This is a genomic window from Brevibacillus brevis (genome assembly GCF_031583145.1).
In the GTDB taxonomy this organism is placed as follows: Bacteria; Bacillota; Bacilli; order Brevibacillales; family Brevibacillaceae; genus Brevibacillus; species Brevibacillus brevis_E.
Genome location: NZ_CP134050.1, coordinates 2,698,405 through 2,710,056 on the forward strand (window position 1 = coordinate 2,698,405; position 11,652 = coordinate 2,710,056).

The window sequence follows — 11,652 nt, forward strand, 5'->3', positions numbered from 1 at the left end:
TCTTCGATACTAAGGAGGAAATAGCATGGCAAAACTTGACAAAGATGCTACCTTCGTCGGAGACTCGCGGGTGCCGGCGAAGCGTATCCCAAACATTTCTCCATCCTATTCTGACTTTCCGGGAAAGACGGAGCCGTTCTGGCCCAACTTCCTGTTGAAAGAGTGGATGGTGGCAGCTGTTTGCTTGGTCGGATTCCTCGTGCTGACGGTTTCCCATCCGTCGCCGTTGACTGACAAAGCAAACCCGAATGACACGTCGTTCGTTCCGTTGCCTGACTGGTACTTCCTGTTCCTGTACCAAATGCTGAAATATCCTTGGGCTTCCGGTGACTGGGTAGTCCTCGGGACCATCGTCATTCCTGGGATCGCTTTCGGCGGTTTGATGCTGGCTCCATGGCTCGATACGAGCAAAGAACGCCGTCCAAGCAAACGTCCGGTAGCGACAGGCCTGATGCTGACAGCACTGGTAGGGGTATTCTACCTGACTTGGGCTGCTGACCACGAGCACTCCCTGAGCCATCCATCCAGCAAGACGGGTGGGGGACACAATGGAGGCTCCAACGCAGCTGCTCCTGCTCCAGCTGACTCCAGCTTTAAAGCGGACGCTGTATGGAAAGCGCAATCCAGCTGCATGGGCTGCCACGGTCAAAACATGGAGGGGGCTGTAGGGCCAAACCTCCAAAAAATCGGTAGCAAATACAATGCAGAGGAAATTGCCGACATCATCCACAACGGAAAGCCACCTGGAATGCCAGGCGGTATGATCAAGGATGAAGCGGAAATCAAGAAGTTGGCTGAATACATGGCAAGCTTGAAATAAGCTAATAGGGAAAAAGCTGACTGAAGCAAAGGTCAGCTTTTTCTTTAGCGGCGTACACAGCGGGAGACGATAATCATGATCTGGATATGGGAGTGGTTTAGGCATTCTTTGGGGAAAAGATGGTTTCTGTGGACGCTGTTCATCATCAATTTTCTGGGGACCATATACGGATTTATCTGGTATGGAAATCAGTTGGCCGAAACGCCAGCGTTCTTGCGCCCTTTTGTCCCGGATAGCCCGACAGGGAGCGGACTTTTCACATTAGTTCTGCTCACGTACTTGTTGGGTCGCCACATTCCTGTACTGGAAGCTTTGGCTGGCATAACCAATTTCAAATATGGTGTTTGGGCGGTCTGCATTATCTTGGCTGGCTGGATGTTGGGAAATGAAGTGCGGTGGACAGACATCATGCTTATGATTTCCCATACGGGCATGGCCGTGGAATCTGTCCTGTACGCACGTTTTTACAAGCTGAGTCTGCTCCCAGTCGGAATCGCGGCACTGTGGACCCTGAATAACGACTTTCTCGATTACGTGATGCTTATCCATCCTTGGTTGCCGAGTGTACTTGATCCCTACGAAGGGATTGTTGGCTTATTCACTGTGCTTCTCAGCTTGATTTCCATTGCCGTTATTTGGTTTGCAAACAGCAAGTCTGCGATAAACAAGGTCTAATCTTGTCCTCCTTTCCATAGTCTGTACAAGGGAAAGGAGGTTTTTTGCGTTGAAGAAAAACATCCGCTATTTGTTATTTTTCATAGTCATCGGCCTTTTTTTGTCGTGGCCCATCCACAGTCTGTACACGAAGCTGGATCAGCCTACGGATGAAAAGCAGCTGGCAGCCTTGGATCAGATTGCGCACGAGATGCTGACCAACGTAAAAAAAGGAGATATCGACGGGGCCCAAAAGCGGATCGTCCAACTGGCCCAGCAGTTTCCGAACCAGCGTATGCCGATCCCTATCCGAATCGAAAGCCTCAATGCGGTGACACAGTCGATTCTTGCGGCAAAAAAGAGCTTTGCAGGGGCGAATGTGAGCGAGCAGCAGCTTCTCTGGCACGCCACTCAAGTGCGGGTAGCCATTGACGCATTGACACACGTGCACCAACCGATGTGGAGAAGCTACTATCCTTCCATTGCCACACAAGTCCAAAATTTGCAGCAATCCGCAGTCGAGCGAAATTATACCCAATTCCGCGAGCAGTTTGACGAAAACTATCGTCTGTATCTCGTGATCAAGCCTGCGATGAGCATTCAGCTTCCCGAAGCCGAGATGACGTCGATTTCTGCCGCTTACGATCGGATCTCCAAAGAAATGCGCAATGCCCAGGTGGATTGGCAGTTGGTTCGGGAGGCGCTGAGGGATTTGAACGGATCGATGCAGACGGCGTTTATCGGGCGCGAGGAGAGCACCTTTGCCAGACTCATGATGCGGCCCGATTCTCCGATGACGATGATCGTCTCCGTCGGGATTGCCTTGCTGATTGCGTTGTCGTACGTGGCATGGAAAAAATACGAAGGGGAAATTCGTTCGGCGTAGAGGATGTGCCAGGTCGGCGAGGAGAGTGACCGGGGGGAGAAGGCAGCATACGAAAAAACGCGGGGGAGCGCCACCCGCGTTTTTTTGTCTATCCCTTACTGGTGAATCGGCTGCTTGTTCTCGTCCAATGTAAATCCTTCACCCAATACCTCATGAACATCGTTGACGATGACGAAGGCATGGGGGTCGATCTCTTGCACGATCGCCTTGAAGCGCATGACCTCATTGCGGCTGACGACTACGTAGATCACCTGTTTTTCCGCTCCCGAGTACGCCCCTTTGCCGGACAGCAGGGTCACACCGCGTCCAAAGTCGAGGATTTGCTTGCAGATGTCATCCGTGTGCTCGGAAATAATGGTGAGAGCCTTGCCCGCGTATGCCCCATCCTGAAGAAAATCGATGACGCGGGCCGCGATGAAGACGACGACGAGCGTGTACATGGCACTTTCCAGATTCAAGTAGAACAGAGAAGCGCCGATGACCAGGATATCGCCGAGGAACAAGGTTCTTCCCATGCTGACACCCATGTATTTTTGCAGCAGACGGGCAATGATATCGACCCCGCCAGTCGTGCCTCCGTAACGGAAGATGATGCCGAGTCCCACCCCGACAGCGACTCCGGCGTACAGCGAAGCCAGCAAGCGATCATTCATGGGGAGCGGGAGAACGTTGTCAAAGACGGACAAAAACACGGATAGAGAAACCGTTCCCAAAATGGTATAGAAAAACGACGTGCGTCCGAGGATCTTCCACCCCAAGATGAACAGAGGGATGTTCAGGGCGAAGAAGACGAAGCCTTGGTCAACCACGGGGAACAGCAGCTTGATCAGAATGCTGATCCCGGTTATTCCGCCTTCTGCGAGATGGTTGGGGATGTTGAATGAGTTGATGCCGAATCCCATGATGGCAGAACCGATGATGATGGCGATGATGCTCTTGAGACGTACATTCATAAAGTCCTCCTGTTCGCCAATCGGGCAAAAACAGCGATCCCGATCGACATGAAATGCAGGTAAATCGCACGTTACCTTTAGCCATACGAATGCCATTATAATGGAGAGTTTCTTCGATTGTCCATATGTTGGAAGGCGCATACACCTTAGATTTGGCAAACGAAGCCTTTTCGGTTACGATAAGTGAAAGAGAGAAGCATGCCTAGGTAAAGGAGTGAGCCGATGGAACGGCAGAAGACTATGCATGAAATGCAGCAGGAAGTGGACAAGTACATATCGCAATTCAAGGAAGGCTATTTCTCTCCGCTCGCCATGATGGCGCGAATGACGGAAGAGGTAGGCGAATTGGCAAGGGAAATCAACCACTTCTACGGCGAGAAGCCAAAGAAGCGGGACGAAGGCGAAAAAACGGTCGAGGAAGAGCTGGGTGACGTTCTGTTTATCGTGATCTGTTTTGCCAACTCTCTCGGGATCGACCTGCAGGAAGCCTTTGATCGTATTATGCACAAATTCAATACCCGCGATAAAGATCGTTGGACGAGAATAGAGGAGAGCCAGGGATGATGGAAAAGCAAATTCGTGTTGCGGTAGCAGGGGCGAATGGCCGAATGGGGCAGGAAGTCGTGAAAATGCTGGGAGAAGATCCGCAGCTTTTCTATACAGGAAATCTGGATACGCGTGGGGACGAACAATCCGTCCGGGTGCAGCTGGAAGAGATGAAGCCGGAGGTGCTGGTGGATTTTACGACACCGCACAGCGTCTACCGCCATCTGGATATCTGTCTGCAGTACGGGGTGCGCCCTGTCGTAGGGACTACCGGCCTTTCGCCGCAACAGTTGCAGGAGATGACAGACCGTTATAAGGAAGCGGGGCTCGGCGGGATTATCGCTCCCAACTTCGCAATTGGCGCCATCCTCTGCATGAAGTTCGCCGCGATGGCTGCCAAGTACATGCCGCATGTCGAAATTATCGAGCTGCATCACGACCGAAAGCTGGATGCGCCAAGCGGAACTGCGCTGAAGACAGCGGAAATGATCGCAGAGGTACGCAAGGAGCTGAGCCAAGGCCACCCGGAAGAAAAAGAGATCATCCAAGGTGCCCGCGGAGCGGAATACGACGGATTCCGCATCCACAGCGTACGGCTTCCGGGGATGGTAGCGCATCAGGAGGTACTGTTCGGAGCGGTGGGGCAGACCTTGTCCATTCGCCATGACTCCATTAACCGCGAGTCGTTCATGCCGGGTGTCAACATGGCGATCAAAGCGGTGGTCAATATGAATCAGCTGCTTTACGGATTGGAACATCTGATGGATTAAACGTTTGTTTAACAGCGGAACGAGCGATCTCAAGTGAACATAAGGGAGAGGTTTGCGTGAAAATTGCTTTAATCGCCCACGACCGGAAGAAAGAAGAAATCGTACAGCTTGCGATGGCGTATGAATCGATTTTGGCCAGACACGAGCTGGTCGCCACTGGAACGACTGGACAGCGGATTATGGATTCGACTTCGTTATCCGTGGCTCGCGTCCTCTCGGGACCGCTGGGAGGCGATCAGCAAATCGGCGCGATGATCGCCCGCAACGAAATGGACCTGATCATCTTTTTGCGCGATCCGCTGACTGCCCAGCCGCATGAGCCGGACATTACCGCGCTGCTCAGGCTTTGCGACGTCCACAAAATTCCGTTCGCCACCAATCTCGGCACAGCGGAAATTTTGCTCAAGGCTCTGGAGCGCGGGGAGCTGGACTGGCGCGATGTGGTACATAAGGAGAATGAAAAATGAGTTCACTAGATATCCTGGCGATCGGGGCACATCCGGACGATGTGGAAATCGGTGCAGCCGGCAGCTTGCTCTTGGCAGCGAAACAAGGAAAACGCATCGGAATCCTCGATTTGACGTACGCCGAGCTGTCTTCCAACGGGAATGTGGAGCGCCGGCAGCAGGAAGCGGCTGCGGCCGACCGGCTGCTCGGTGTGACCCAGCGATTCAACTTTGGCCTGCCTGATCGCGGCTTGGAAGGCGTCAGAGACGAGGCAATCAGTCGGGTGGTGGACTTGATAAGGCGGACTCGTCCGCAAATCGTCCTTGCACCTTATTTCCAGGATCGTCACCCCGATCACGAAAGCGTCAGCAGGATTGTACGAGAAGCAGTCTTTTCCGCCGGTATCCATAAATATCAGCCGGACGACGCCCATCCTGCCTACCGTCCCGCTCAGCTCTTATACTATTTTATTAATTCGACGGTAACCCCACAGGTGGTTGTCGATGTGACGGCGATTTACCCGGAAAAAATGAACGTCCTGAAATGCTACCGCAGCCAGTTTGAGCTGGAGGAGGGCAGCGTGGCGACCCCCCTCACAAACGGATACCTGGAAAGTGTGGAGTACCGGGAGCGTCTGTTTGGCCAGCAGGCTGGCGTCATGTATGCGGAAGGCTTTGTAGGGGCTGCGCCGTATGTACTTTCCAATTTGTAAGAAGGAGTGACACCCAGATGAACATCGGGATCACCTGCTACCCGTCCTTGGGCGGGTCGGGCGTCGTTGCGACGGAATTGGGCAAGTTGCTCGCGGAACGAGGCCACCAGGTGCATTTTATCACCTCGGGGATGCCGTTTCGCCTGGGCGCCTTTCACCCGAATATCTTTTATCATGAAGTTGAAGTGAACAATTATGACGTCTTCAAATATCCCCCGTACGATTTGACGCTGGCCAACCGCATGGCTCAGGTCGCCAAAAATGAAAAACTGGACCTGCTGCACGTCCATTACGCTGTGCCGCACGCCCTGTGCGCCTTTTTGGCCAAACAGATGGTCGGGGATCATCTCAAGATCATGACGACCTTGCACGGAACGGATATCACCGTGCTCGGATACGACTCCAACCTGAGCGATATGATCCGCTTCGGCATTGAGCAAAGCGATCTGGTCACGGCGGTGTCGAAAGATTTGATCCGCCAGACAAAAGAATTGCTTCATGTCGACAAGGAAATCGTCCCGGTCTACAATTTCGTGGACAAACGCCGCTACTATCCGAAGGAAGTGGGCAAGCTGAAAAGCGTTTTCGCACCGAACGGCGAAAAAGTCATCATGCACATCTCCAACTTCCGGCCGGTGAAGCGAGTGCCGGACGTGATCGATATTTTTGAGAAGGTGCAGAAAGAAGTCCCGTCCCGTCTCATTCTCATTGGCGAAGGACCGGAGATGGGGGCAGTCCGCAAAATGATAGCCGAGAAGGGACTGGCCGATCACGTCTGTTTCTTGGGCAAGCAGGAGGATGTCGCGGAAGTATTGTCCATGGCCGATGTCATGCTGCTGCCTTCGGAAAAAGAGAGTTTTGGCCTGGTCGCTCTCGAGGCGATGGCTTGCGGCGTCCCGGTAGTGGCGACGGTCGCGGGAGGACTTCCGGAAGTGGTTTTGGACGGAGTCTGCGGTTTCTTGCGCCCGATTGGCGATGTGGAAGGGATGGCAAAAGCAACGGTTCAACTGCTGCAAAACCAAGAGCTGTACCATCAGTTTTCCATGAACAGCATCGAGCGTTCTTGCAAGACGTTTTGTCACGAGACGATCGCTTCCCAGTACGAGGCGCTGTACGAGCGCATTGTCGGGTAGGAGCTACGGACGATGTGTGCTGCCTTTTGTCATGTGCAGCAATTTCGAAATGAAAATAAACAACCCGTATAAAATTTTCATCGGACATTCCTCCTTGGTTAGGCGGACGGGACGGATATGGAGGGAGATCACATGGGAAAAGAACTGGCGGCCTCCGTGCTGAAGACACTGGAGGATCATGGCTTTGAAGCCTATTTCGTCGGCGGCTGCGTCCGCGATTGGCTGCTCGAGAGACCCGTGCATGATATAGATATATGCACAAATGCCCATCCCGGCGACGTGACCCGCCTGTTTCCCGACCATGTTCCGACAGGACTCAAACACGGTACGGTTTCGGTAAGGGTGAACGGACAATTCTTCGAGGTAACGACGTACCGAAAGGAAGGCAAGTACGAGGATTATCGCAGGCCGAGCGCTGTCGAGTTTGTCGAAGAGCTCTCGCTCGACCTTGAGCGGCGAGATTTTACGATGAACGCGATGGCAATGGATTTGCAAGGCGGACTACATGATCCGTTTGACGGTCAGGGCGATTTGGCGAGGCGTCTCGTGCGGGCCGTCGGGGACCCCGGGGAACGCTTTCGGGAAGACGCCTTGCGATTGCTGCGGGCAGTCCGTTTCGCAGCGCAGCTCGGCTTCGCCATTGAACCGGATACGCTGGACGCGATGAAAGAAACGGCACCGTACTTGGCCCGGATCGCTGTCGAGAGGGTGCGCGAAGAGCTGAACAAGATGCTGGCAAGTGCCGAGCCCCAGATCGGCTGCTGGCTGTTGTGCGAGACGAGGCTGTTCGACTACGCCCCGCTGGTGGCCGGTCTGTTTGACAAGTCAGTCGACGACTCATGGCGGTTGGTCCATCTTCCTGCGCTCACGCAAAGATGGGCACTGTTGATGTACGCAGCCGGATATGAGACGGAAGCGGCCCGGCAAGTGTGCACGGGACTGCGGATGTCCAAACGCGAGACAGAGTCGATTTGCACGCTCGTCAGCTTGCTGGGGCGGATTCAGCCGGATTGGGATTCCCCCGTCTCATTTGACTGGGGTCCGCTGCTGCTGAAGGAGGGCAGGGAGACCTGCGAAGACCTGGCTCACGTCATCCAGGCATGCTGGTGGAACCATGCCGATCCCCGATTGTTTTCCGCCATGCAATCCGCTTACGAAGCGATGCCGGTGAAATCTTTGAAGGAGCTGGCTATCACGGGTCGAGACTTGCAGGTCGCCTTGCAGAAAAAGCCGGGCGAGTGGATCTGGCGCACGCTCGATACACTGCTGGAGCATACTGCCCTGCACGGGCTGCCGAACGAGCGGGACGTATTGATCGAGGTAGCGAGGAAAGAGGTTGCACGAGATGAATATTAAGCAGGTTATCCTAAAAGCGTTTCACGATCATCCGGGACGCTTCATTTCCGGAGAAGAGCTGAGCCAGACGTGCGGCTGCTCGCGAACGGCAGTATGGAAGCATATCGAAGAGCTGCGGAAGGACGGCTACGAGGTGGAAGCCGTGCGCAAGTCGGGTTACCGGCTGCTCGGCGCTCCGGACCGTCTGTCAGCTGCGGAAATCACTGCCGGATTGGACACCGATCGCATGGGTCAGCACGTCATTGCTCACGATGAGGTAGTCTCCACCCAGCCCCTGGCCCACGAAGCCGCTGCACGCGGCGCGAAAGAAGGCACACTGGTGCTGGCAGAATTGCAGACGGGCGGCAAGGGCCGCCTGGGCCGCCCCTGGCATTCCCCGAAAGGTACAGGCATCTGGATGAGCCTGATCATCCGTCCGGCCATTCCGCTGCCGAAGACGCCACAAATGACCTTGTTGACAGCGGTGAGCGTGGCTCGCGCCATTCGGGAAGAGACAGGGCTGCCTGTCAAAATCAAATGGCCCAACGATATTTTCATCGGCGATAAAAAGGTTTGCGGAATACTGACCGAGCTGAACGCCGAGTCGGATCGGGTCAACTACTTGGTCATCGGAATTGGACTCAACGCCAACAGCGTGGCAGAGGACTTTCCGGAAGAGCTCGCCAGGATCGCGACCTCATTGCGGATCGAGTCGGGCGAGCCGATAAAACGGGCGCGGTTCATCCAGCAATTTTGCCGGATATTCGAAGAAGAGTACGACCATTATCTGGCGCATGGCTTCGCCCGGGCAAAAGCCGAGTGGGAGAAGCATTCCTACACGATCGGACGGTGGGTAAACGTCCAGACGATTTCGCAAAGGCTCGAGGGCCGAGCTGTCGGCTTGGACGAGGAGGGGGTTCTGATGGTCGAAGATCAGGACGGGGCCATCCACAAAGTGTACTCAGCCGACGTCAATTATCGTGCAAATGAGTGAATCTTTTGCTATACTCCATGAGTGGAGGCTGTATCACCTGGTGAACGGTACTCCCGGAGTATGTTTTTCTTTTTCCTGCGTAACACGAAACGAATGATTCACGTATGGACAAAAATCTGCTCAGAGCCTGTGTGGACCGAGACAGAAGGAATCCGTAAAGACGCATGATGTCTCTTTGGCATGGACAACCTTCTCCCGTTTTCGGCGAGAAGGTTTTTTTGATGCCATTTGCTCCCCAGGTTAGGTGCGTACAGAGGTGAACAGAATGGCAAATGGCAACAAACCGGTGACGACCTACGACATTCGAAAAAAGAAAGAGGCAAACGTCCCCATCACCATGATGACGGCGTATGACTATCCTTCCGCCAAGCTGGTCGAGGAAGCGGGAGTGGACATGATATTGGTTGGGGATTCGCTCGGAATGGTCGTACTTGGATACGACTCGACGATCCCGGTGACGATGGAGGATATGGTTCACCATACGAAGGCAGTGACCCGCGCGGCGAAGCGGGCATTGGTAGTGACCGACCTGCCGTTTCTCAGCTATCACGGAACAATGGAAGAGGCAGTAAAAAATGCCGGCCGACTGATGCAGGAAGGCGGAGCAAAGGCGGTCAAGCTGGAAGGCGGCCGCGAACTCGCTCCATTGATCGAACGCTGTGTGCAGGCCGGAATTCCGGTCGTGGGGCATATCGGGTTGACCCCCCAGTCTGTCCACCAATTGGGCGGCTACAAAGTGCAAGGGCGTGACTTGGCGGCTGCACAGCGCCTCCTCGAAGATGCGCTCTCCCTGCAGGCCGCGGGAGCTTTTGCCGTGGTTTTGGAGTGCGTGCCGGAAGAAGTGACGGGAATGATTGCGAAAAAACTGGAGATTCCGGTCATTGGAATCGGTGCAGGCGTTGCGTGCGATGGACAAGTATTGGTCTTCCATGACGTCGTCGGGTACGCGTCCCAACTGACTCCGAAGTTCGTGAAGAGATATGCCGACATCGGGGAGACGATCCGTGAGGCTGTATCCAGCTACGTCAAGGAAGTAGAAGCACGCAGCTTCCCCGCGGCGGAGCACGTCTTCCACGCCTCGGAGGATACGATCAAACAGCTGTACGGAGAAGGAGTGGCCCAATCATGATTGAAACCATGCGCCAAATCAATACGATCGCCGAGATGCGCGTCCATATAAACGAGGCCAAACGGCAAGGTAAGAAAGTCGGTTTCGTACCGACGATGGGGTACTTGCATGAGGGGCATTTGAGCCTCGTGCGTGCGGCAAGAGAAACCTGCGATCTGGTCGTCATGAGCATCTTCGTCAACCCGCTGCAGTTCGGTCCGAACGAAGACTTTGACCGGTATCCGCGCGATATCGAGCGGGACAGGGAGCTGGCCAGATCGGCGGGGGTCGACCTGCTGTTCACCCCCGAAGTGAGGGAGATGTATCCGCGGCCGATGTTGACCAATGTATCGGTCGCCACCGTTACCGAGCCGCTGTGCGGAAGGTCCCGTCCCGGACATTTTGACGGAGTGGCTACAGTCGTGGCCAAGCTGTTCCAGATCGTCCAGCCGGATTACGCCTTCTTCGGTCAGAAAGATGCGCAACAGGTAGCTGTCGTCACGCAAATGACGTACGACCTGTCGATGCCGGTTCAGGTCGTCCCTTGCCCGATTGTACGGGAGGCGGATGGCTTGGCCATGAGCTCGCGCAATGTCTACTTGTCTTTGGAAGAGCGAAGCCAAGCGCTCGTTTTGTCTCGCAGCCTGAAGCAGGCGGAAGCCTGGCTGGCGGAAGGGATGGCAATCCGTGAAATTCGCGATGGCCTGATCCGCATGATTTCGGAAATGCCGCTCGCTTCGATCGATTACGTCGAGGTGCTGGGCTATCCCGATCTGGCGCCGGTCGACAAGCCTTCTAAGGGCGATTCGATTATTGTGGCGCTCGCTGTCCGTTTCGGAAAGACACGGTTGATCGACAATCTGATCACGACCATCTGAGAATCAGGAGGTATCTGCTTTGTTTCGCACAATGATGAAGGCAAAAATTCACCGTGCAACGGTAACGGAAGCGAATTTGAACTACGTCGGCTCCATCACGATCGACAAAAACCTGTTGGACGCGCTGGATATTTTGCCGGGAGAAAAGGTACAAATTGTCAATAACAACAACGGCGCCAGACTGGAAACGTACGTCATTGAAGGGGCGCCAGGCAGCGGCGTAATCTGCCTGAACGGGGCGGCAGCCCGACTGGTTCAGGAAGGCGACATTGTGATCATCATTGCCTATGCCATGATGACAGACGAGGAAGCGCGCACGTTCAAACCGCGCGTCGCGATTATGGATGAGAACAATCAAATCAAGGAAATGATTGGGGAAGAAGTCCACGGTACGGTATTGTAGCCGGATCGCTTTG

General features: G+C 54.5%; 14 protein-coding genes. 13 read left to right on the forward strand and 1 reads right to left on the reverse strand.

Annotated elements, in window-relative coordinates:
- Positions 1-25 precede the first annotated feature (25 nt).
- The 3 genes from RGB73_RS13520 (at position 26) to RGB73_RS13530 (ending at position 2,360) form a co-directional block, all read left to right on the forward strand.
- On the forward strand, positions 26-820 hold the full coding sequence (locus RGB73_RS13520; RefSeq protein WP_310772824.1) for a menaquinol-cytochrome c reductase cytochrome b/c subunit: 795 nt from the start codon (positions 26-28) through the stop codon (positions 818-820).
- A gap of 75 nt (positions 821-895) precedes the next feature.
- A complete protein-coding gene (locus RGB73_RS13525) occupies positions 896-1,495 on the forward strand; it encodes a DUF1405 domain-containing protein (protein WP_310772826.1) in 600 nt (199 codons plus the stop codon).
- A gap of 49 nt (positions 1,496-1,544) precedes the next feature.
- Complete coding sequence (locus RGB73_RS13530) at positions 1,545-2,360, forward strand: sporulation protein YpjB (RefSeq protein ID WP_310772828.1); 816 nt, start codon at positions 1,545-1,547, stop codon at positions 2,358-2,360.
- Positions 2,361-2,455: 95 nt separating this feature from the next.
- Here the strand turns inward: RGB73_RS13530 and RGB73_RS13535 are convergent, their stop codons facing one another.
- The gene (locus tag RGB73_RS13535) at positions 2,456-3,313 is read right to left on the reverse strand and encodes a YitT family protein (RefSeq protein WP_310772830.1); all 858 of its coding nucleotides are present in this window, start codon (positions 3,311-3,313) and stop codon (positions 2,456-2,458) included.
- A gap of 222 nt (positions 3,314-3,535) precedes the next feature.
- On the opposite strand from RGB73_RS13535, the gene RGB73_RS13540 reads away from it, so the two are divergent.
- The 10 genes from RGB73_RS13540 to panD all read left to right on the forward strand — a co-directional run bounded on the left by RGB73_RS13540 (position 3,536) and on the right by panD (position 11,639).
- On the forward strand, positions 3,536-3,877 hold the full coding sequence (locus RGB73_RS13540; RefSeq protein WP_310772832.1) for a nucleotide pyrophosphohydrolase: 342 nt from the start codon (positions 3,536-3,538) through the stop codon (positions 3,875-3,877).
- The gene (gene dapB, locus RGB73_RS13545) at positions 3,877-4,629 is read left to right on the forward strand and encodes a 4-hydroxy-tetrahydrodipicolinate reductase (RefSeq protein WP_310774287.1); all 753 of its coding nucleotides are present in this window, start codon (positions 3,877-3,879) and stop codon (positions 4,627-4,629) included. The genes RGB73_RS13540 and dapB overlap by 1 nt, the downstream gene beginning before the upstream one ends.
- Before the next feature lie 56 nt (positions 4,630-4,685).
- Positions 4,686-5,096: a methylglyoxal synthase gene (locus tag RGB73_RS13550; protein WP_310772834.1), complete on the forward strand. Its 411-nt coding sequence runs from the start codon at positions 4,686-4,688 to the stop codon at positions 5,094-5,096.
- Positions 5,093-5,788 carry a bacillithiol biosynthesis deacetylase BshB1 gene (gene bshB1 / locus RGB73_RS13555; RefSeq protein ID WP_310772836.1) on the forward strand — a complete coding sequence of 232 codons (696 nt, stop codon included), beginning with the start codon at positions 5,093-5,095 and terminating at the stop codon, positions 5,786-5,788. The genes RGB73_RS13550 and bshB1 overlap by 4 nt, the downstream gene beginning before the upstream one ends.
- Positions 5,789-5,805: 17 nt before the next feature.
- Positions 5,806-6,921 carry an N-acetyl-alpha-D-glucosaminyl L-malate synthase BshA gene (gene bshA / locus RGB73_RS13560; protein WP_310772838.1) on the forward strand — a complete coding sequence of 372 codons (1,116 nt, stop codon included), beginning with the start codon at positions 5,806-5,808 and terminating at the stop codon, positions 6,919-6,921.
- Positions 6,922-7,053: 132 nt separating this feature from the next.
- Complete coding sequence (locus RGB73_RS13565) at positions 7,054-8,277, forward strand: CCA tRNA nucleotidyltransferase (protein ID WP_310772840.1); 1,224 nt, start codon at positions 7,054-7,056, stop codon at positions 8,275-8,277.
- The gene (locus RGB73_RS13570; protein ID WP_310772842.1) at positions 8,267-9,250 is read left to right on the forward strand and encodes a biotin--[acetyl-CoA-carboxylase] ligase; all 984 of its coding nucleotides are present in this window, start codon (positions 8,267-8,269) and stop codon (positions 9,248-9,250) included. Before RGB73_RS13565 ends, RGB73_RS13570 begins: the two co-directional genes overlap by 11 nt.
- A gap of 265 nt (positions 9,251-9,515) precedes the next feature.
- Positions 9,516-10,379 carry a 3-methyl-2-oxobutanoate hydroxymethyltransferase gene (gene panB, locus RGB73_RS13575; protein ID WP_310774290.1) on the forward strand — a complete coding sequence of 288 codons (864 nt, stop codon included), beginning with the start codon at positions 9,516-9,518 and terminating at the stop codon, positions 10,377-10,379.
- Positions 10,376-11,236: a pantoate--beta-alanine ligase gene (gene panC / locus RGB73_RS13580; protein WP_310772844.1), complete on the forward strand. Its 861-nt coding sequence runs from the start codon at positions 10,376-10,378 to the stop codon at positions 11,234-11,236. The genes panB and panC overlap by 4 nt, the downstream gene beginning before the upstream one ends.
- 19 nt (positions 11,237-11,255) lie before the next feature.
- A complete protein-coding gene (panD, locus tag RGB73_RS13585; RefSeq protein WP_310772846.1) occupies positions 11,256-11,639 on the forward strand; it encodes an aspartate 1-decarboxylase in 384 nt (127 codons plus the stop codon).
- Positions 11,640-11,652 lie beyond the last annotated feature (13 nt).